Annotated in this window: 16 protein-coding genes and 1 pseudogene; 6 read left to right on the top strand and 11 right to left on the bottom strand. The window is 39.6% G+C overall.

Going from position 1 to position 22,758, the window contains the following annotated elements; all coding sequences use genetic code 11:
- Positions 1 to 24: 24 nt before the first annotated feature.
- A pseudogene (locus FTV09_RS01890) lies at positions 25 to 1,458 on the bottom strand (circularly permuted type 2 ATP-grasp protein); the annotation flags it as partial.
- Between the two features lie 380 nt (positions 1,459 to 1,838).
- Between FTV09_RS01890 and FTV09_RS01885 the strand changes: the two are divergent.
- Both FTV09_RS01885 and FTV09_RS01880 read left to right on the top strand, forming a co-directional pair.
- Positions 1,839 to 2,843: a YafY family protein gene (locus FTV09_RS01885; protein WP_180056524.1), complete on the top strand. Its 1,005-nt coding sequence runs from the start codon at positions 1,839 to 1,841 to the stop codon at positions 2,841 to 2,843.
- Between the two features lie 543 nt (positions 2,844 to 3,386).
- Positions 3,387 to 5,057: an FMN-binding glutamate synthase family protein gene (locus FTV09_RS01880; protein ID WP_067767344.1), complete on the top strand. Its 1,671-nt coding sequence runs from the start codon at positions 3,387 to 3,389 to the stop codon at positions 5,055 to 5,057.
- Between the two features lie 82 nt (positions 5,058 to 5,139).
- Here the strand turns inward: FTV09_RS01880 and FTV09_RS01875 are convergent, their stop codons facing one another.
- The 4 genes from FTV09_RS01875 to FTV09_RS01860 are packed head-to-tail and all read right to left on the bottom strand — an operon-like array spanning position 5,140 to position 8,906.
- Positions 5,140 to 6,183, bottom strand: coding sequence for an alpha/beta hydrolase (locus FTV09_RS01875; RefSeq protein ID WP_180056522.1), 1,044 nt, complete (start codon positions 6,181 to 6,183; stop codon positions 5,140 to 5,142).
- Positions 6,184 to 7,317: a YdcF family protein gene (locus tag FTV09_RS01870; protein ID WP_180056520.1), complete on the bottom strand. Its 1,134-nt coding sequence runs from the start codon at positions 7,315 to 7,317 to the stop codon at positions 6,184 to 6,186.
- A 23-nt stretch (positions 7,318 to 7,340) separates the two neighbouring features.
- Positions 7,341 to 8,381: a UDP-N-acetylmuramate dehydrogenase gene (gene murB / locus FTV09_RS01865; RefSeq protein WP_180056518.1), complete on the bottom strand. Its 1,041-nt coding sequence runs from the start codon at positions 8,379 to 8,381 to the stop codon at positions 7,341 to 7,343.
- Between the two features lie 9 nt (positions 8,382 to 8,390).
- Positions 8,391 to 8,906: a low molecular weight protein-tyrosine-phosphatase gene (locus tag FTV09_RS01860; protein WP_067767351.1), complete on the bottom strand. Its 516-nt coding sequence runs from the start codon at positions 8,904 to 8,906 to the stop codon at positions 8,391 to 8,393.
- 117 nt (positions 8,907 to 9,023) lie between these two features.
- On the opposite strand from FTV09_RS01860, the gene FTV09_RS01855 reads away from it, so the two are divergent.
- The 3 genes from FTV09_RS01855 to FTV09_RS01845 all read left to right on the top strand — a co-directional run bounded on the left by FTV09_RS01855 (position 9,024) and on the right by FTV09_RS01845 (position 11,887).
- Positions 9,024 to 10,184 carry an iron-containing alcohol dehydrogenase gene (locus FTV09_RS01855; RefSeq protein WP_180056516.1) on the top strand — a complete coding sequence of 387 codons (1,161 nt, stop codon included), beginning with the start codon at positions 9,024 to 9,026 and terminating at the stop codon, positions 10,182 to 10,184.
- 305 nt (positions 10,185 to 10,489) lie between these two features.
- Positions 10,490 to 11,308, top strand: a complete 819-nt coding sequence (locus FTV09_RS01850; protein WP_180081131.1) for an OmpW family protein — start codon at positions 10,490 to 10,492, stop codon at positions 11,306 to 11,308.
- A gap of 141 nt (positions 11,309 to 11,449) precedes the next feature.
- On the top strand, positions 11,450 to 11,887 hold the full coding sequence (locus FTV09_RS01845) for a thioesterase family protein (protein WP_171256709.1): 438 nt from the start codon (positions 11,450 to 11,452) through the stop codon (positions 11,885 to 11,887).
- 39 nt (positions 11,888 to 11,926) lie between these two features.
- On the opposite strand, the gene dnaX is transcribed toward FTV09_RS01845, so the two are convergent.
- The 5 genes from dnaX to FTV09_RS01820 all read right to left on the bottom strand — a co-directional run bounded on the left by dnaX (position 11,927) and on the right by FTV09_RS01820 (position 18,555).
- Positions 11,927 to 14,092 carry a DNA polymerase III subunit gamma/tau gene (gene dnaX, locus FTV09_RS01840; protein WP_180056514.1) on the bottom strand — a complete coding sequence of 722 codons (2,166 nt, stop codon included), beginning with the start codon at positions 14,090 to 14,092 and terminating at the stop codon, positions 11,927 to 11,929.
- 134 nt (positions 14,093 to 14,226) lie between these two features.
- Positions 14,227 to 14,676: a copper resistance protein NlpE N-terminal domain-containing protein gene (locus FTV09_RS01835; RefSeq protein WP_180056512.1), complete on the bottom strand. Its 450-nt coding sequence runs from the start codon at positions 14,674 to 14,676 to the stop codon at positions 14,227 to 14,229.
- Positions 14,677 to 14,760: 84 nt separating this feature from the next.
- Positions 14,761 to 16,071, bottom strand: coding sequence for a serine hydrolase (locus FTV09_RS01830; RefSeq protein ID WP_180056510.1), 1,311 nt, complete (start codon positions 16,069 to 16,071; stop codon positions 14,761 to 14,763).
- A gap of 76 nt (positions 16,072 to 16,147) precedes the next feature.
- Positions 16,148 to 17,002: a MaoC/PaaZ C-terminal domain-containing protein gene (locus FTV09_RS01825; RefSeq protein ID WP_180056508.1), complete on the bottom strand. Its 855-nt coding sequence runs from the start codon at positions 17,000 to 17,002 to the stop codon at positions 16,148 to 16,150.
- A gap of 161 nt (positions 17,003 to 17,163) precedes the next feature.
- On the bottom strand, positions 17,164 to 18,555 hold the full coding sequence (locus FTV09_RS01820; RefSeq protein WP_067767367.1) for a 3-oxoacyl-ACP reductase: 1,392 nt from the start codon (positions 18,553 to 18,555) through the stop codon (positions 17,164 to 17,166).
- Between the two features lie 241 nt (positions 18,556 to 18,796).
- On the opposite strand from FTV09_RS01820, the gene FTV09_RS01815 reads away from it, so the two are divergent.
- On the top strand, positions 18,797 to 20,317 hold the full coding sequence (locus FTV09_RS01815; protein WP_180056506.1) for an acetyl-CoA C-acetyltransferase: 1,521 nt from the start codon (positions 18,797 to 18,799) through the stop codon (positions 20,315 to 20,317).
- Positions 20,318 to 20,374: 57 nt separating this feature from the next.
- Here FTV09_RS01815 and FTV09_RS01810 read toward each other — a convergent pair whose 3' ends face one another.
- A complete protein-coding gene (locus FTV09_RS01810; protein ID WP_180056504.1) occupies positions 20,375 to 22,567 on the bottom strand; it encodes a YncE family protein in 2,193 nt (730 codons plus the stop codon).
- Positions 22,568 to 22,758 lie beyond the last annotated feature (191 nt).

Raw genomic sequence — 22,758 nt, 5'->3', positions numbered from 1 at the left:
GTGTTGCTCCTTATTTTGAAGTTCTTATGAGCGTAAATCGTCTACGACCCATGTATCCTTAATGCCGCCACCTTGCGATGAATTCACGACCAGTGAACCTGCTTGCATTGCGACACGCGTCAAACCACCTGGCACAATTTCAGTGCGATATGGAGAGCTCAATACAAACGGTCGAAGATCAATATGACGTTCTGAAATACCTGCCTCACACAAAGTCGGGCTGACAGACAAATCCAATGTCGGTTGGGCAATATATAAATGTGGTGCTGCAGCGACTTTATCTTTAAATAGATTCACTTCTTGTGCTGATGCTTGTGGGCCAATCAGCATGCCATAACCACCCGAACCCTGTGCTTCTTTCACCACAAGTTGCTCCATGTTGGCCAAAACATAATCTAAATCATGCTGCTCGCGACACTGATAGGTTGGCACATTCTTTAAAATAGCTTTTTCACCTAAATAGAAATGAATCATTTTATCGACATACGGATAAATCGATTTATCATCTGCAACGCCCGTACCCGGCGCATTGGCAATAACCACATTATGTTGCATATAAGCTGACATGAGTCCTGCTACACCCAATGTACTGTCAGGTTTAAAACATAACGGGTCAAGAAAAGCATCATCCACACGACGATAAATTACATGAACTTGTTGTCGACCTTTGACTGTTTTCACATAAACCTTATCGTTTTCTACATAAAGGTCACGTGATGTCACTAAGGGAACATCCATCTCTCTTGCCAAAAACGCATGTTCATAATAAGCACTGTTATAGCGACCGGGTGTTAAGACAACAATAAACGGATTATCTACATAAGCATTCTCAGCTAAAATTTCACGCAGTAACTGCGGGTACTGCTCAATACCCATGATATTGCTTTGCTGACACAGCTCAGGCATTAATTTTTGACTGATTTTGCGGCTTTCTAACATATAAGACACACCCGATGGGGTTCTTAAATTATCTTCTAGAACGTAAAATTCGCCTTTATTGTCACGAATAATATCAATTCCACTGATTTGGCTATAAATTTTGCCCTTTAAAGAATGCTTATACATTTGTGGTTGATAGGCTTCATGGGTTAACACTTGTAGTTCAGAAATAATCCCCGCTTTTAAAATATCTTGCTGATGATAAACATCATGTAAAAATAAATTTAACGCCTTTATCCGCTGCGCACAGCCCAAAGCTAAATTATTCCATTCTTTACGTGCCATCACACGTGGAATTAAATCGTAAGGAATCGTACGCTCTATACCTTCATCTTCACCATAAACCGTAAAAGTAATACCCTCATAAAGAAAATGTTGTTTCGCCACTTGATTTAGCTGTTTGAGCTCTTCCAAAGTATGATGTGATAACCACTGTTCAAGTTGTTGGGCAGTTGTAGTACTCAATGCCTTGTTGTCACGTATTTCATTAAAAAAATTTGAATTGAGTTGATCAAACAGCGCATACCCTCGTGCTACTGGTGATGTTCTTAGTGCAAGTGCTGTCGTAAAATGACCGCCAAGCTCCACCCCCAAACCCTCAATTCCATCCGAAGTTGTATTACGGTTCTCTTTCAGCATAGCAACTCCACGTTTCTTGTAATCTATTGTAAATAAGATTAAGCAATAAACATGCCACGGCATTACACACAGCTCATCTGTTTATTTATGCATCAAATTCAGTAAGGGGTACAGCATCAAACTGCTCAAGATGTTTCTAAATGCTTTAGCAGCGTCAAAGCTTATTTTTTAATTTCAAGACTTGCGAAACACATGAAGATTCCATATTGTGTCCAACAGCATCATTTTATTCATTTCAAGATCAGTTCAAGTTTGAGATTATGTCTTCACAAGAAAAAGAAACGTCGAATAGCCTCTATCGCCAGTGGCAAATTCTTTCACGATTATCCACAGGTAAGTGGATCGGAACACGTGAACTACAGGAAATCCTAAATCGCGAAGGCATTGATATTAGCCTGCGCACCATCCAACGTGATTTAAATCAAATTTCGCTTCGCTTCCCTATTGAAAGCAGTAAAACCACACCTCAAGGCTGGCGTTGGCGCTCAGATGCTCCAATTCAGAGTTTGCCGCATATGACTAGTTCGCAAGCGGTTACATTCATGATGGTAGAAGAACATCTCAAACATTTACTACCACCGAGTCTCATTGAAGAGATGAATCCTTGGTTCGATTTGGCACGTCGTAGCCTCTCTTCTCAAAATAATGTACGCCAATGGATTAACCGTGTCCGTATCGTTCCTGCAACACAACCCTCCATTCCTCCGGTGGTTGATAAAGCATCACAACAAGCGATTTATGAAGGCTTATTACAAGACAAACAATTGGAATGTATTTATCAAGGTCGTGGTCAACAAAGTGAAGAAAAAACCTATATTCTCAACCCTTTAGCTTTGGTCCAAAAAGGTGCGATTATTTATTTAGTGTGCACACGACATGATAAAACTGACATTCAAACCTTTGCCCTGCACCGTTTTAAGTCAGCGACTGTATTAAATTCACGTGCGCTACATCCTGTTGATTTTGATATAGATGGCTATATTGACTCTGGCGCACTGGGTTTCCGCGTAGACTTCAATAAACCGACTGAAATGATTCAATTAAAATTGACCATGTCTGAACGTGATGCGTTGTATTTTGAAGAAAGCCAACTCAGTAAGGATCAAACCATTTATAAAAATGAATTCGGTTCAGCTGAAGTTAGTGCAACTGTGCCCTTTACATCTCAATTGGTCTGGTGGTTACGCAGTTTCGGTAAAAAATTGAAAAAGATTGAACCTGAAGAAGTTTCAATTGTTGTACAACAGATAAATGAAGAAGACTAAACTTTGAACCGTTTTAGTTTTACAGTGGTTTAGCCTTAATTTAGAAGAAAATCACATCAATAATCTTCTTTTTACTTTAAAAGAAAAAGTCCCAAATATGGGACTGTCTAATTTTTTAGAATATTGTTGTGATTATTGTGGTTAATGCCATTTGGAACTAGTGCATAAGGCTCTGCTGAAAACCTTATGCCATAGCACGAATTTCTCATGATTCGTATAAATTAAGACTGACATAAGCAAGCTAAGTCTGAATTATTATATCGAATAGATTTCATTGTCATAATAAAAACCTCGTTCAGTGGAAGTAAAATCAATATAGCGGCCGCGTTGCAAAGATGGAAATAACAAGAATTGATCAACTTTGCAGATTTTTTCTTAAACAAGTTTTTATATTTTCTTATATCTAAATGCCCAAAACGCCATCTCCCATCTAAATGCGCAATTTTTAGAACAAAGCTACACTGAATCAACAAATTAAAGCTTGAGCATTGTATGTAAACTCGGCAAATTAGTAGAAACTGAGCTCATAAGATTGTCTAAAACATGCCAAGTCCAGCACAAACCATTCGACATAAACTTTTAAATACTTTTTTCTCACGACATTCTATTTGGTTTCTCTGCATTTTTATTGCCTTATTGATTACCAATTTTTATTTCGGCTATTCACCGCACTATCTTCAGTACTTTATCCCTGAAACCTTACTGAATACGATTTGGGTGATTAGTATTGCGCTGAGCTTCTTAGGTTTATATGACGTTTTACAAAATCGACATTCGATCTTAAAAAATTACCCAATCATGGGCCATTTTCGTTTTTTGTTTGAAGAATTCCGTCCCGAAATTCGTCAATATTTTATTGAATCAGACCAAGATGCATTACCTTTTTCACGTATGCAACGCAGTCTAGTCTATCAACGTGCAAAAAATCAAAATGCAGATAAACCGTTTGGCTCTATTGTCGATGTATACCAAAATGACTACCGCTTTCTAAATCACTCTCTTACACCGTGTGTACCCGCCATTCCTGAAACCTTTCGGATTAGCATTGGTAATGAACAATGTACCCAGCCCTATAGTGCTTCAATTTTGAATATTTCAGCGATGAGTTTTGGTAGTTTGAGTGCCAATGCCATTCGTGCGCTGAATTTAGGTGCCAAGATGGGTAATTTCTACCATGATACTGGCGAAGGAAGCATTAGTCCGTATCATCTCGAAAATGGTGGTGATATTGTTTGGGAACTCGGTAGTGGTTATTTTGGTTGTCGTACCATCGATGGTCAATTTGACCCAGTACGCTTTGCTGAGCAAGCCAAGCTTCCGCAAGTGAAGATGATTGAAATTAAACTTTCACAAGGTGCAAAGCCAGGTCATGGCGGTATTCTTCCTAAAGATAAAATTTCAGAAGAAATTGCACAAATTCGTGGTGTGAGTCGCGAACATGATTGTATATCACCTTCTAGCCATCCAGCATTCAGCACACCTATTGAGATGATGCAATTTATTCAACAATTGCGCGAATTATCTAATGGTAAGCCTGTCGGCTTTAAATTATGTATTGGTCAGCCTTGGCAGTTTATGAGTATTGTAAAAGCCATGCTACACACTAAAATCTATCCTGATTTTATTGTGGTAGATGGCTCTGAAGGTGGCACAGGAGCCGCGCCAATTGAGCTGATTGACAATATGGGAACTCCTCTTCGTGAAGGTTTACTCTTTGTGAACAACACACTGATTGGTGCAGGACTGCGTTCAAAAATTAAAGTCGGCGCCAGCGGGAAAATTATCAGTGCATTTGATATCGCTAGCACCATGGCTATTGGTGCTGATTGGGTAAATTCTGCACGCGGCTTTATGTTTGCTGTGGGTTGTATTCAAGCACAAAGCTGCCATACCAACCAATGTCCTGTCGGTGTCGCGACCCAAGATAAAGACCGCCAAAAAGCCATTCATGTACCCACTAAGGCTGAGCGTGTTTTTAATTTTCATAAAAATACCATGCATGGCTTGTCTGAACTGATTGCTTCTGCAGGTTTACAGCATCCTGCGGATATACGTGCCCATCACCTCGCACAGCGCATTAATAATCGTGAAATCAAAAATTATGCTCAACTGCATTTTTGGCTCAAAGATGGTGAACTTTTAAGTTGTGAAAATAAAGATGACGAAAACTTTTATTTCCGTATGTGGAATATGGCGAGTTTAGAAAAGTTCTAATTCATACACGACGGCCAATGAACTATAAAAAAAGAGGCTTTAAAGCCTCTTTTTTACTATCTGAATGTCTAAAAAATATTAATTAATAGTAAGACTTACTATTGGGCTGTGCATGTAAAAATGCCGGAATTAATCCTGTCAAAGCCGCTCGAATATCAGCACGTTCATTAATTAACTGATGTGAGCCCTCTTCGAGCATCAGTAAAGTTTGTAATCGAAACTTACGACGAATGAATTCAATGTTATAGCGCCAATCTACAGTTTGATCCTGAGCACCCTGCGCTAACCATACTGGAATACGACAGGCAGGACGTGCTTCCATTTCCTGCATCCATTTTGACATAGCCAAAATCCAGTCCATACCCATCATACGAGGTTGTAGCGGATCTTTTAAACGGACAAAACGTAAGAACTCAGGATTATGATTATTACGACGGAAATGACGTGGAACTTCGCGCTTGATTCTGCGAATAATGCCAAGTCCAACCGAATTATGCCACCACGCCGATTTCGCTGGACGAATCAGCGGTGATAATAATAGCACTCGCTCCACGTATGGATTTTCACGACGTTCTGCAAAATCGAGTAAATGATGTAACCAAATTGCCCCACCGGTACTTTGGCCAATACCCAACCAAGGTGTCGGCAATTGCACAGCATGTTTAACATAGCGATACACCGACTCTAATACTTGCTGATAATGATCAAAGTTTTGAATACTCGCAGGCGAACCATTACTTAAACCATGTCCGGGCAAATCATAAGTCAGTACACTAAAACCTTGATCGAGTAACTCACGAATAATCGGTTGATAAATGCCACTATGCTCTAAATAACCATGTAACAGAAAAACTGTGCCTTTGAGTTGTTCGTCTTCAGATTTTAAATTGGGTTTAAATACTTGAACATGAACTTTAAATAATGGCATTTCAACATAGCCTTGCCAATGTTCACAATCTAGAGCATCAAGTGCATATAAACGACGATATGACTGAATCTCTACGGTCGGCTCAAATTTGCGATTTAAATTTAATGCTTCAAGCAACTGAGGCGTATGTTCACGGCTTGGAACTGGAAGGTCTAATTGTTTTAAAATCGAGGGATTTAAAAATGGGATATCTGGCATTTAAGGTACCTCGCGACAATCGCTAGAGCCAAACCAAACATCACGTAAGGTGGCCAATAATTCATAATTTGCCCGGCGACTATGATCGTAATTTTTTTCACTTGGTCGCCAAGCTGTAAGTGAGGTCGGCATCGGTGCTTCCACAGGAATGGTTTCAATACCATTTAATGCAAATAAACGGCGTGTACGCGGCATATGGTATTGATCCGTAATCAAAATCACCGTTGGCGCACCGCCTTTTTTCTGTAGTAATAATGAGCTAAATCGAGAGTTTTCGCAGGTGTTCATGCTGCGATCTTCAAGTAACTTGGCATCAACATCACGCGCCTTTAACCATGCTTGCATATAGGGGGCTTCAACCCCACTTAATACAATTGGTAATTTATACTGGCGTTCAACATCAAGCGTGGTTTCTAAACGTAAACGGGTATAGTCATTAACCACAATATCTTTATCATTTTTATCCAGTGTTAAACCACCGCCCAATACCACAATTGCATAAGGTTCTGCAGTTGGCTGTTTAACAGGTTGATTTTGTCCCTGTAATTTTGCCAAATCATGATAAGTGGCATCATCAATCGGCTCTGCTTCAGATGCAGCTTGCTCAATTTCATGCGTTTTTAAAAACTCAAGATACTGCGTCATCAAACCTTTATTTTCTTCACTATTTAAATCAAGTAAATCCTTCATTTTTTGTGCAGGATTATCGGCTTGAATTTCCGAAGCAGACATTTCAACGGTATTTAACAGCGGAACTTTCGGCTTTTCTTTCTGATCATTTTCTTTCTGTTGCTCTTCTTCAATCAATTGTTGCAACGCTTTATAACGCGCTTGAATGACCGTTAAGTCCTGTGGCTCATCTGACTGAATCGCCTGCTCCATCAGCTTCAAATAGGCCTGACGTGCAATCCACATATCCGAGCCGGGTTCATAACCATCCTCATCACTCAAAGCCCCCATTTTTTGGCTTTGCGCTGCTAACTGATTTACCTCAACAGGAACAAAATAATTCAGCCCATTCACCACCAGCTTTGAATAGAAAGGTGAATATATAAAAATCATTAGACAGCCGAACAGTACAAATAGCACAGCGACTATTTGTACAAGGCGAACCATCCAATGTGTCTTATTCATTCAGTAAAACCTATGTCCTATGATTAGCATTCATCTTGATGCGAGCAAATGAGACCTTGTGTATCAAATAATACAGGCTCAGGATGCAATTCAATGTTAAATTTTTGAAAAACATCATGTTGTACGGCTTTATACGTTGCACGTACATCTTGCAAACTAGCTTGTTGATAATTCACAAGCACCAAAGCTTGCTTATGGAACATACCAACTGCACCTAATGTTTTACCTTTCCAGCCTGCTTGGTCAATTAACCAGCCTGCAGCAAGCTTAACTTCATTATTCGGCTGCGGGTAATGGGGCAAATTTGGAAATTGTTGTGCAATTTGGTCAAATGCTTGCTGACTAATCACTGGGTTTTTAAAAAAACTGCCTACATTTGGATAATCTTTAGGATCTGGCAATTTAGTTTGACGGATATGGATGACCTGATTTTGCAAATTTTCTGCTGTCAGATCTACACCAACTGCAGCTTTAAGATCGCCATAATTTAATTTCAAATCAGGCTGTTTTAATAGTTTAAAAGTGACATGACTAATCACATAACGTTCTGGCTCTTCTTTAAAGATACTATGACGATAAGAAAAATGACAATCCTGCGCAGCAATACTAATATTTTGTGCTATTTGACGGTCATAAACTTGCACAGACTCAATAAACTCACCAGCTTCTACACCATAAGCTCCGATATTTTGTACAGGTGATGCACCCACTAAACCTGGAATTAAGGCTAAGTTTTGCAGACCAAATAAATTATGTTTCGTCGTCCACAGTACAAAATCATGCCATACCTGTCCAGCACCGACACGTATGGTACATGTATCTGCGTCTTCTGAAATACGTTCAATACCCTGAATATCCATATGCATCACCAATGCATGAATCTGTTCAGGTAAAAGCATATTACTACCACCTGACAATACCAAAACATTCAGATTTTCTGCTGCGGCAAAGTCCAATGCAGATTGAATATCTGCAACAGATTGAATACGGACATAATGTGATGCGACGGCATCCAGACTTAATGTGTTAAAAGGCTTAAGTTGAACCTGTGTTTGAATGTGCATTCTTAAACCTTAATAATTCTGCTGTGCTTTAAATTGATTTTGTAAAAAATTGACCCAGGCCTGACTACTCGATTCACATTGATCTAAAACGTGTTCAAATCCAGCATCCCCACCATAATAAGGATCAGGAACTTCCTGCTGCGGATATTGACCATCATACTGACTCATAAGCGAGATTTGAGCACGCAATGTGCCAAATTGGCGTTGAGCTTGTGCCATGAGTTGTTGAATATTTTTTAAATTTTCATAATCCATCGCCAAAATCAGATCAAAATCAATGAAGTCTTGTATGGTTAATTGACGTGCACGCAACGACGATAAATTATAACCACGTAATTTTGCATGTTTTTGACTGCGACTGTCAGGCGCTTTACCAGGATGATAATTGCTTGTACCCGCAGAATCGACCTGTATATTGAGTTGAGCTTCATCACAAAAATGTCTCAGAACCACTTCCGCCGTGGGAGAACGACAAATATTTCCTAAACAAACACACAACACCTTGTATGGCGTGCTGGATGACATAACAACCTCAAGAGTACTTTTATTTCAAGCGTCTTATGTTAAGTTATTTACAAGATGAATCCTATATCAAGACTCAAGAATAATGTTCATTTCGATATAAAAATTAGGGATAAGCCAATGAGTAATTTTCAGTTTCAAACCGTCAGCAATATTATTTCTGGCTTAGGCTCGATTCAGCAATTAAAAGATGTTCTTCAAGAATATCAACCGAAACGCGTACTACTGGTTACAGACCCCGGCATGCTAAAACAACAACTGCATCTTCCTTTGCTTGAAATACTCGAAAGTATGCAGCAAGACTATGTTGTTTACTCAAGCATTCAGGCCGACCCTGCTGAACACATCGTATTAGATGCTGTGCAGTTTGCCAAAAATGAAAAAATTGATTTGATCTTGGGTTTTGGTGGTGGTAGTTCAATGGATGTAGCCAAACTGATTGCAATTTTGGCACATCCTGAACAAACACAACAACTTGCTGACTTATATGGCGTGGGAAATGCAAAACGCCCACGACTACCTTTAATTTTAGTGCCAACTACAGCAGGTACAGGTTCAGAAGTTACCCCTATTTCTATTGTTACTACCGGTAAAACCACCAAAACAGGCATCGTCTCACCTGTTTTATATGCTGATATCGCTATCCTTGATGCAACATTTACCCGCGACCTACCTACACATATCACAGCGGCAACTGGCATTGATGCTATGGTACATGCGATTGAAGCCTATACCTCCAAAGTAAAAAAGAATCCTTATGCCGACATGCTTGCAAAACAAGCCTTAAAACTACTCAATAAAAATTTGAAATTGGTCTTACAAGATGGACATGATTTAGAAGCAAGGCAACACATGTTGGTAGGTTCAATGCTAGCTGGACAAGCCTTTGCAAATTCTCCCGTTGCTGCCGTACACGCCTTGGCATATCCGCTTGGTGGACATTTTCATCTATCGCATGGGCATACCAATGCTTTGGTTCTCACTGAGGTTTTAAAATTTAATGCTCCTGTAGCGAAACAACACTATGCTGAACTCATGACTTGGCTTGATCCATATAGTACAGGTTGTACTGATGGCTTATGTGACTTGTTCATAGACCACATGCAAAATCATTTAGATTCTAGTGGATTGACATTAAAATTGAATCAACTCAATGTGCCTGAACAGATGATTGATGAGTTAGCACATGATGCCTTATTGCAAACACGTTTATTGCAAAATAATCCACGTGAACTTAATTTACAGGATGCTCGGGATATTTATCAAGCGATCTATGTTTAATTGTAATTTTCACACAAATTGTAGTGTGATACAAATCACACTATAGTCACTATATTTGTTTATTTTTCAAACAAACAACTATTTATAACTTATACATATTAATCAATATATTATAAATATATATTTAAATAAAATCACTATGTGACTGTTTTATATGAATTTATATATTTTTACAAATACTCAAATAATTTAAACCTTGTGTAATTTTTATTAACTATTCACGAGTTTTGTTGATTTCATAACCTATGATTGTATCAACAGGTTCAAAGGATATTGAGAACCTAAACACAAAGATGGACTTAGCTATAAAATTATATAAAACAACAATCTTGGCAACTGCTCTTTTAAGCGCATTTTCTGTAACTCATGCAGCCACCAGTGACGGTAAACGATTTGCCGTATCAGCAGGTTGGTTACATGTGATGCCACAAGGTGAAAAACAAGGTATTTCTGGCTCGACGACAAAACAAACACCCCTATTAGGTGAACGCTCAGTTTCATCACCGGGCGCAGGTTTTGAAGTTGAAGATGCTGATACTGCAGGCCTAATGCTTGATTATTTTGTTAACGATAACGTTTCTTTAGAACTGGTTCTAGGTGCTCCACCAGAAATGGAACTTTCTGGACATGGAACAATTGATTTACCTGTTGTTGGACAAGCTGCAGATTTAAGTAAGTTCGATAAAATTGCGACAACCGATGCGTATACCCCAACTTTGTTGGCAAAATACCATTTCGGATCCATCAACAATAAGTTCCGTCCTTATGTTGGGGCTGGTGTGATGTATGCACATTTTAGCGATGTTAAAGCAGACCCGAATGTCAATGCAGAACTGAATAGTAATGGCCTATTGGCTATATTAAAACCTGAATTAGGAAAAATTAAAGTTGATGATGCCTTTGCACCTGTAGCTATTGCAGGTTTTGACTACAACTTAAATCAAAACTGGTTCGCTACCGCATCTGTCAGTTATGCCCATTTATCCACTACAGCAAAATTAGATGTCATTGGAAATACCAAACTTATTGGCAAAGATATACCTCGCGCAACGATCTTAAAAGGACGTAGCGAAATCGAAATTAATCCTATCGTGACTTACGTAGGTCTTGGATATCGTTTTTAAGCGTTTCTTTTTAGATAAATACATTCTTTGAAAAGGTCATTCTGTAATTGTAATGACCTTTTTATCTTTTATATCAGCTTGATCTTTTATCTAATGCTGGGTAAAACAACTGAACAGTACTAAGTATATTTAGAATCCACAATAATGAAACCTGTATTAAAATTACGCCAAAATTATGCTTTTTTATTTCCAATACAAACACGTTGGGCCGATAACGATATGTATGGTCACGTCAATAACGTGACCTATTACAGCTACTTTGACACCGCAGCTAACGCACTTTTAATTCTACATGCTGGATTTCAATTAAAAGACTCCCCAATTATTGGTTTAGTGGTTGATTCAGCTTGTAGCTTTCTACAAGAATTGTCTTATCCAGAGATTATTGAAGTAGGTGTTGCAATTAGTAAAATTGGCAATTCTTCGCTACGTTATGACCTTGCTATTTTCAAACAAGGTCAAGACCAAGCTGCCGCACAAGGCCATTTTGTACATGTCTTTGTTGACCGCCAAACACGAAAAAGCACCTCGATACCGAATGATATGCGAGATGCTCTCATGCAATTTTTAGTCAAATAAGTTTTTATTTATTCAACTATTCTGTATCCAACTTAACGCTTATTTAAGTTGGATATTTTGTAATTCACCATCAAAACTTTTGAGTAAATCTTTTACCACTGGCTCTGCATGCAGTAATTCACTCGCACGAGCAAAAGCTTTTTCTTTTCGCACATGCTGTAATGCGTATGGCGTAACATCATCTACATCTTCAAAACGAATTTGGAAATGAACATTTGACCACTGCTCACGGATGGCATGTTCTAGAACATGCTGTAACTGGGTCACTAAAGCTTCATATTTTTTGGGAATATGGAAAATCGACTCCCCGTCAATGCTTCCGCTCATAATGCCATGCTGTGCCAACTCTTGTACTGCCGGTGAAAGTTGACTATTACGGAACCAATACTCCCACTTATCGACAGTCCACTCACCTTCAAGTATTTGTGGCTGTAAAGTCAAGATATCCTGAGGCATAAGATTAACGCTGACAGGTGCTGTAACTACGCTCATCTCTGTAGTTTCAGCAACATCTGGTGTAGCTAAATCAAATGTATCTTCAACCTTAACAGCAACCGGAGTATCTTCCACAACTGGTGGTGTTTGAACAGATTCTGTAATGCTTAACTCTAAAGGTGCAATTTCTTCGAAATCAATATCGGCTGCATTAACCTCCGCCGTTGCCACACTAGGCGTTTCATCTAAATCAAATAGCGTATCTTCAGTAGCTGCATCCATGACTATCGTGTCATTTTGTGCAGTAGTCACAGATTTAGCTTGTTCACTCACATCGACTACGGCGTGTACACTTTCAGGTTCAGCATCTGCTATTTTTGACTGCTCGTCTAGCTCTTCATCTAAGAAGTCATCTGATGAAGGTTCATCGATAGCAGGTGCTGATGCGAAACCGTCATCTTCATCATAATGTGAATCATCAAAATCATCGAAAACTGGCGGCGTATCGACCACAGCTGCAGAAACTGGCTGTTCAGTAGCAACGTTGACTGGTGAATGATGCACATTCACATTCGTTTGTTCTAAAGGTTGCTCATCTAATGGCTGAGTATTCGTCTGCGCTTGAATCAGTTGAGGCTGTGCTGCTGTTTCTTGCTGTACCGCAGAAACTAACATTTCATTCGGTTGTAATGGACGGAATGCTAACAAACGTAGCACACACATCTCAAAACCTTGCTCTTGTGTCACCGCCAACTGTAAGTCTGCACGACCTTTACAAGCCACTTGGTAATACAACTGCAAATCTTGTGCAGAAATTAACTGCGACAATTGCATGATTTTTTGATTAATCTCGGCGCTATATTTTAAAGCCAAGTCTGGCAAATATTGCAACAATGCCAATTCATGCAAGGTCGAAATTAATTGATCTAGAACTAAAGAAACATCTAAGGCTTGTTGACGGAATTGCAGTAATAAACCGCTTACCCTTTCACGCTGATTTTGATGAATCGCTAATATCAAATCATAAATAATAGTGCGGTCAATTAAACCCAGCATGTCTTTAACATCTTGGTGCTGAATTGAACCCTGACCATAAGCAATGGCTTGGTCAGTTAAAGATAATGCGTCACGCAGTGAACCTTGTGCAGATTCAGCAATTTGCCAAATCGCATCTTGCTCAGCTTGAATTTGTTCTTTTTTTAAAATATCAGTCAGATGCGTAGTAATTTCATCTACTGCTAAAGGACGTAAAGTGAATTGTAGACAACGTGAAATTACAGTAATCGGTAATTTTTGTGGATCTGTCGTTGCAAATAAAAACTTCACATGCTCTGGCGGTTCTTCCAAAGTTTTTAATAACGCATTAAATGAATGCGTTGATAGCATGTGCACTTCGTCAATCAGGTAGACTTTAAAACGGCCTTGTGTAGGAGCATAAGGAACGTTATCGAGTAGTTCTCGGGTATCTTCAACTTTGGTACGTGATGCCGCATCGATTTCAATTAAATCAATAAAACGGCCTTCATTTACTGCTTTACAGGTTGGACAAACTTCACATGGGGTTGAGGTTACCCCTGTTTCACAATTTAGACATTTTGCCAAAATACGCGCAATGGTAGTTTTACCTACACCACGTGTCCCTGTAAACAAATACGCATGATGTAACCGACCACGTTCTAAGGCACTGGTGAGTGCGCGTGACACATGGTTTTGCCCCACAAGTTCAATGAAATTTCGTGGACGGTATTTTCGTGCAAGTACTTGATACATGTATGCTCCTTTTTACAGGTGTAAGCATACTGTTTTTTTGCTTAATAGTGAAATAAATGGCACAGTTTGAACAATAAAAACCCGATCTTGAGCTATCCTCAAAATCAGGCAAATTTAATACAAATTTCGAATGTTTAAACTGCTTTATTTAAAAGGAAATCACTCTGCATTTGATAGCGTTTCGCCGTCTGGTCTTCACGAATTTCGAGCAATTGCTGATCTAAATCTACATACAATAGATTGCGCGTTTGCACATGCATTAACTCTAACTGTTGCTGAGTATCATCATTAAAACGAATTGCACCTTTAAGCACTTCAATGTCATTATGACCGCTTAGACTTTCACGAGTGAGTGTATAAGTTTGGTCTTCATGTAGCTCAAGAGCCACAGCCATACCGGGACAATCTTCACAACGAGAAAGACATCCCATACACGGCGTTGTACCTTTATAATTACCCACCCAGGCCGCGTGTTGCTTTTCCGCAGTGATTGCTGTGTTGTCATTTGATTGAGGTTTTTTTGTGTCCTGACAGCCCAACAATGCAGAACTTGCCACCAAATGAATCAAAATCACTTTTTTCATAAAACATATCACTGCCTTTAAAACTGCAAGGGAAAATAACATAGATTGCTAAATTCCCCTATTCACATTGACGCAATCTTATTCTTAAAGCCAGCCTTTACGCCCTTTTAATACTTTATCTGCACAGCGTAAAGTTTCTTGAGTTAGGCCCCATAAACGATAGTCACCCGTGATTGAACCTGTCGGAAAATTATGGGTATAGGCAAAACTCAAATCGCGCTGCGGATCACACCAGGCCCCAGAACCATTAAAGCCCATATGCCCAAAACCTTTGCTAGACTTCCCTAACGTTAGAATACGGTGGTAGCCCAAACGCCAATGCATCGGCAGAGGCATTACTCGATCTCGTTTGGTAAATTGAACCGTACTTAATTCATTAAAGGTGTCGGACTTTATCAAGGTTTGACCTTGCCATTGCCCTTGATTCGCCAGCATGGCATATATCTTTGCAAGACTAGTAGCACTAAACACACCTGTGGCCGCAGGAATGATTGCTTGCAAGCCTTCATCACTAAAAAATGAAAATTGACGCATACCTTTTGGAATCATGCCATCTTGAAAGTCTTGCAAGTTTTGACCTGAAAGCTCTAACAGTTTATCTAGCATGGAAGGTTTGTGTGTAAGCTTTTTTTTCTTAACATTATTTGAAATAGAGTTTTCTGAATTAGCTATTTTTTGACTATTTTGTTGGGTTGTAACATCTACTATTTCTGCCTTCTTCTTTTTTGGAATTAGTCTTGCAACTTCACAGAGTTTATCTTGAGGCACACCAAAATATACATGATCTAATTGCAATGGCTCTACCAAATGTTGCTGCATCAATTCTACAAGTGATCTGCCAGTGGCTTTTTCGAGTACTCCACCCACTTGCCAGCCAAAGGTTAGAGGTTGATAAGCAGCATCTGTGGCAGCTTCAAAACGCGGTGTCGCCTGTTCGAGTATATGCAGCATATGCGACCAGTCTGCCATTTCCGAAGCAGTATCAATATTGTTTCGTATGTCATATAAACCACTTTGATGGCTTAACATATGTCTTAAGGTAATCTGCGACTTTCCATTTTGTGCAAACTCTGGCCAATATTTGGCAACAGGTGTGTCGTAATCTAAAAAGCCCTGACTCACTAATATATGTGCAAGCGTCGCAAGTACTCCTTTACCCGTAGAATAACAGACTGAGGGTGTATTGGACTGCCAAGCTTCTTCGGCTGACTTTTTACCCGTCCAAATATCAACTACTTTTTGCCCTTGGAAATACACCACCAAAGCGGCACCACCTAAATCAGTTCGTGCATCCTGCATTCGACTGAACTGTTCGGCTAAATCTTGAAAGGCACGATCTACAGTACCCTGATAATTATGCTTTTGTGCAAATAAGTATTCCTTGACCGCCTGCATCCTGCATTCCTTTTTATATGAACTGTCTGAGATTAAAACAAAAAAGCCTAAATCGATATCGATTTAGGCTTAAGTCTTACAGTGCTTTTACACTTCCCGCTACATGCGGTTTTTTGTTTTTGCTATTTCGAATTGCAAACTCGGTATCTTGTCCAGTTTGAGCAGTTAAAAACTCAACTTGTGATGGGAGATACATCGGTAGTTTAAACCAGACATCTGCTTCATAAGCCTCTGGCAAACTCAGACTCGATAAAGCTTTAGCCTTACTCCACATACCGTGGGCAATCGCTTGTTTAAAACCAAATGCTTTAGCCGTCACAGCATGAATGTGGATCAAGTTAAAGTCACCTGAAGTCAGCGCATAGCGGCGACCGGTATTTTCTGAAACATCCCACTGCGCTTGAACCTGCAATTCAGCTGGCTTCGCTTCTGCAGCTTTTGCTGCTGTTTTATTTTCAGTTTTTTGACGTGCTAAATATGTGGTTAATGATTCCACAACAACTTCATCACCAACTTTTGCAGTGGTAATAAAGTCAAATTGCACACCCTTATCATGTGGCTGCAATTCACCGAATTTGCATGATAGCGATAATGTTTCATTCACACCCACTTTACGATATTGCTTCACTTGGTTGCGGATATGTACCAATCCTAAAATCGCAAATGGAAATGCTTCAGTAGTCATCATATGCATTTGTAAGCTTTGCGAAAGCACCGCTAAATAAATAGCCGGAATATAACCATTATTTTTAAAGCCACAGACTTCGTTATAAGCTTTTAAATGCTTTTGATCGACTTTAAAAGAATCCACCACATATTCAACTTGCGGCAGAACTTTTTCACCTTTTGGCTTTTTAAAAATCAAGCCTTGAATCACTTTTGGATAGGCTAAATAAGGCTTTGGAAGTTGACTAAAATGGCGAGTATTCATACCGAACCTTTTAATTATAAATATATCTATTTAAAAGCAATTCCCTCTCCTTAAAGGAGAGGGTTAGGGAGAGGTTAACTTTCCCAATGAATTTTAATCCCCCTTTAGTAAAGAGGGACTTTTCTCCTCCCTTTTACAAAGGGAGATCGGGAGGGATTACATTAAGCCCCTAACAAGCTTTGTCCACAAACACGTACCACGTTACCGTTTAAACCCGTAGAAGCAGTAGATGCAAACATTGCAATTGTTTCTGCGACATCAACAGGTAAACCACCTTGACTCATCGAGTTCATACGACGACCCGCTTCACGGATTGCAAATGGAATTGCTGCCGTCATTTGCGTTTCAATAAAGCCTGGAGCAACCGCATTAATGGTTACACCATTTTTAAGTAATGGTGCTGTGAATTTCACTACACCAATCACACCTGCTTTCGATGCCGCATAGTTGGTTTGACCTAAGTTACCTGCAATACCTGAAATGGAAGACACGCAAACAATACGACCATTTGCATTGAAGCCATCATTTTCAAGAAGGTAATCATTTACACGCTCAATTGCAGATAAGTTAATGTTAATTACCAAATCCCAAAGTTCAGGCTTCATATTCGCCAAAGTCTTGTCACGGGTAATCCCTGCGTTGTGTACGATGATGTCCAAACCACCTTGTGCCGCTGCAGCTGCTTTAATTTTTTCACCTGCATCAGTTGCGGTAATATCAATTGCCAGTGTTGAACCACCAATTTCACCTGCTACACGGTCAAGATCGGCTTGTTGTTGTGGAACGTCCAAACAAATCACATGTGCGCCATCGCGTGACAATACATGCGCAATTGCTTCACCAATACCACGGCTTGCACCCGTCACAACCGCAGTTTTGCCTGCTAGCGGTTTGTTCCAATCAACATCAACAACGTCTGCTTTCGAAACACGAATTACTTGACCAGATACATAAGCTGAACGTGGTGAAATAACAAAACGCAGCGCAGACTCTAAGTTTGCTTCTGCCCCTTCATCTACATAGACAAGTTGAGCAGCAATGCCTTTTTTGAATTCTTTACCGATAGACTTCACAAAACCTTCAAGCGCACGTTGTGCAATAGCTTGTTTCACGGTCTTCGCTGTTTCAGGGGTTGTACCCACAACCACAACACGACCAGATGCCTGAATTTGACGAGCAATTGGATTAAAGAATGCATAAAGCGTATGAAGTTGCTCTGAATTTTGAATGCCAGATGCATCAAAAACTACAACTTTAAACTTAGACTCTTTATCACCTTCATTAAATGCGCTTAGGTTTAAACCTGACTTGGCAGCAGCTTGCTGTAGTTCCGCATTATTACCTGCATAACTGTTGGCATGAATATTTGCCAATACTTGAGCAATTGCACCTGACAATGTTGAAGCTGGTGCCGCACCTAATAAAACAGCACCTTTTACTACAGGTGTTGCAGACTCAAAACGCTCTAAGAAAGTCGGTGATGGTAAACCTAAATTTTTGATGACAAATTTACCAATAGGAGATTTTGCAAATGTTTGGTATTGATCAGTCATGTTTATTATCTCTCATACGGATTAATTTTTGATGGATCTGAAGATATCCCTTTAACTTCAAGATGATGTCAGATACTTATATTTCAATAGTTCCATCAGTTTCCATGGAATCATACTTGAGTTAAACCACGGATGGCTTGACCTGAATGCTTTTGCTAATGTCATTTTAGTCAATTTACCCCTTTGGTGAATATGCTAATGTACCCAACAAGAAGATCATCCACATGCTTGGAAAAGCCTTATGAGCAAAACAACTCAAGAAAATCCAGCAGTCGAAACTCCGACCACGGAAACTGTGTCAAATACATCAAAGAGTACACCACGTACCGCTAAAAGTACTGGCGCAGCAACCAAGTCAACCAGTGGTGCGGCTAAAACGACTCGTCCTCGTAGTGCATCTATTCGTACTAAAACACCAGCTTCAAATACTAAAACAGTTTCAAAATCAACAACTCAAACGTCTGTTCAACAGGATAATACCATGAGTCAAAACACAGTTCGCCGCGTTGCTATTATCGGTGGTAATCGTATTCCTTTCGCTCGTTCTAACGGCGCTTACTTCACTGCTTCAAACAGCGATATGTTCACCGCGGCATTAAATGGTCTTGTTGAACGTTTTAATCTTCAAGGTCAACGCTTAGGTGAAGTTGTTGCTGGTGCTGTTTTAAAGCACAGTCGTGACTTTAACATGACTCGTGAGTGTGTACTGAATACAGAACTTGCTCCTGAAACACCTGCTTACGATATTCAACAAGCATGTGGTACTGGCTTACAAGCGGCATTCCTTGTTGCAAACAAAATTGCCTTGGGTCAAATTGAAGTGGGTGTTGCAGGCGGTGTAGATACAACATCTGATGCGCCAATCGCTTTTGGTGATGGTTTACGTAAAGCACTACTTGAACTGAACATCGCAAAAACAGGTAAAGAACGCCTCAAAGCATTAACTAAAATCAATGTAAAAGACTTGATGGATGCTCCAAAGAACGGTGAGCCACGTACTGGTCTTTCAATGGGTGATCACCAAGCAATTACCACACTTGAATGGGGTATTTCACGTGAAGCGCAAGACGAACTTGCTGCATCTTCACATCAAAAAATGGCAGCTGCTTACGAAGAAGGTTTCTTTGATGACCTGATTACGCCATTCCTTGGTTTGGATCGTGATAACAACTTACGTGCAGACTCATCTGTAGAAAAACTAGCAAAATTAAAGCCTGCTTTTGGTAAAGGCGATGCTCGTACCATGACAGCGGGTAACTCTACTCCACTAACTGACGGCGCATCTTGTGTGCTATTGGCATCTGAAGAATGGGCAAAAGCAAATGGTCATGAAGTCCTTGCGTATTTAACTTTCCAAGAAACTGCAGCCGTTGACTTTGTAGAGAAAAAAGAAGGCTTGTTGATGGCCCCTGCTTATGCAGTACCACGTATGCTTGAACGTGCTGGTATTACTTTACAAGATTTCGATTACTACGAAATTCACGAAGCATTTGCATCACAAGTACTGTCTACGCTTAAAGCTTGGGAAGATCCAAAATTCTGTAAAGAACGTTTAGGTTTAGATGCACCATTAGGTTCAATTGACCGCAGCAAACTTAATGTGAAAGGTTCTTCACTTGCTGCAGGTCACCCATTTGCTGCAACTGGCGGCCGTATTATCGCAACTGCAGCTAAGCTATTGAATCAAAAAGGTTCAGGCCGTGTATTGGTTTCAATCTGTGCTGCTGGCGGTCAAGGTGTAACCGCAATTATTGAAAAATAATGCCTAACATCTAAATTAAAAAAAACCGCTCATATGAGCGGTTTTTTATGGATTGAATTATTTTTTAGCTAATGGATTCGCTGCAAAATATTGATCAATTATATTCATTGGTGTCTTACCCGGAACGGCATTAACAATATTTGATGTAACACCCGCATATAGCTGATCTGGCGATGCCAAATGGAATTTATTCACATCTGGATCCATATAAGGAATTGATCCCGCTTGTCGTTGGAAGTAGAAATGTAACCATGCCATCATTGGTTGAAAACCATAGGCTGAATTTGACCATGCACTACTGTGGCTACCAAAACCATGTCCAAATTCATGAGCAATGATGCCATAGCCTGAATGACGATAATGTCCATAGAAAATCCATGTATCTACACCCAGTACTGAACCACCACCAAGACCGCCACCCATCGCTGTAATGCCAAGGTTAATTTCACTACGATTTAAAATTTGTTGATAAATCCGTGTGTAATCTTCTGCTTTGAAAATGCCATTCTCACCTTCAACCAAGCCGGCATTACCAAAGAACTCATGCCCCATGACTTTCTTATGATTAAACCATAAATGTTCAAACTCAGGGGTACTTAGCATGTATGCCAAATTAGTCATCATCATGACCCATTCACGCGCATATAACGCGTTTATTCTGCGCCAGCTTGAAGCTGGATCATTTTCTTGATTATAGGTACCAAAGAAAATTTTCCATTTGGCCTTAATCTGATTCAATTTTTGAACATGCAAATCTGTATCAGAATGGAATTTAAAATCAAATAGTCCCGCAGGTATCTGCTGAGTTTGGCTTAAACCTGACAATTGAATTGAACCTTGCCCATTCACCAATGGAAAACGAGATTGGTCATCTAACTTCAATGCTAAACGTGTTTTGGAAAATGCCTGAATTTCATCAATATGCGCTAGCACGACCCACTGATCTGAATTTTTTAACTTGGCATGCAATTGCACGTCTTTCACAGGAACAGCGCTATAACTTTGTATGTCTAAACTTGCGCCATTCAACTGTGCAGATAAAATTTTATCCATGAACACATGACGCTCGTCTTTATTGGTCAAAACCTCCCAGCTTTCACCATCTTGTAGCATTCGAGACTGTTGTATTGCCTGAGCCTGCTTTAACTCAGTGGCTTGTGCCGTTTGATTACTTCTATTTTGCTGTAAACTTCGCATCGGCAAAAGGGTAATTTTTTGATTTGCTAAGTGCAATAAAGTCGACTCATGTACAACAAGATCACTAGCCTTTGCTAGGTTTTGCGTACTGTCATTGCCTTTCACACGATAATTACTAAATTGATCAACCAAATTGGTTGGTAATATTTGTTTGGTATTAAATGACTTCGCCAAGTAACTTTCAATTACGCCATTATTGCGAGACACATAAACTTGACCATCAGCAGCTTGATTCATCACCGTTGATAATGTTGATTCTGTCAGTATCGGGGCAACATCCGTATCACCTTGCTTTAAGCTTTTTAAATTATGTACATAGGTCGTACCATTTGGCAGACTGGTATAAAGATAGTCACCCATGCTCTGCATCCGAGCATTACAATTACGTGCACAATTTGGCAAACTTAAACGGGCAAACTTATTGGCTTTTAAATGATTTTCAGCACGAACGTCACTTTGCTGCCACACATTAATACGTCCTTGAATATCTGGTACATAGACAAAACGATCATCTGCCGTAACGGCATTACTGTGTACTAAAGCATAATTTAAGGCATCTCCCCACCACACGCCGGTCCCTAATGCCATTACAAACTGAGGTTGCCCTGTTGCAATGTCGATAACATCAATACGATTCGAACCATATGAAGCAACATATAGACGACCTGCTTGTAGGCTAATATCAACGATACCATCCCAAGTTTTTGCTAATCCCGTTAGCAGTGTCGGATCAATTGCACTTAATGCCCGCTTTTGCTTTAAGTCATAACGTAAAATTTGCGAGGAAGTTTGGCTATTTGAGATATATAAAATATCGCCGTCCAACGCCATAGCAGAAGGATTCCAAGTCTCTAATGAGAAATCTTGCGCTGTTAATTCTGCCCCTACATCCAGTACGCGAAATTCATTGATTTTAGTTAAACCCTCACTAGTATCTATCACTGGTTTATCTTCTGGAGAATTCAGATTTCCGGATGTGCTTGAACCCCCACCACCACATGCAACCAATAACAAAGAGATAGAGACGGTTAACGTCTTCAACTTAACACTCAATTTCTGCCCCAAAAATAAATTCAATAAGCATATGTTTTATATAATTTTTAAGTATTTTATGCGACTGTATTTATTGATATACCCATCAAATAGAATGGACAAAATAAAGCCCAGTTGACAGTTTTTTATAAAATGTCTAACTGAGCTTTATATTTTATTTTGAAAAATCTGAGTTTTCTTAGTGGTTTTTT

Origin of the sequence: Acinetobacter sp. YH12227, assembly GCF_013417785.1 — a bacterium.
Taxonomy (GTDB): domain Bacteria; phylum Pseudomonadota; class Gammaproteobacteria; order Pseudomonadales; family Moraxellaceae; genus Acinetobacter; species Acinetobacter gandensis.
Note: the sequence above shows the minus strand (reverse complement) of the source record. Positions and strands in the feature narration are given on the sequence as shown.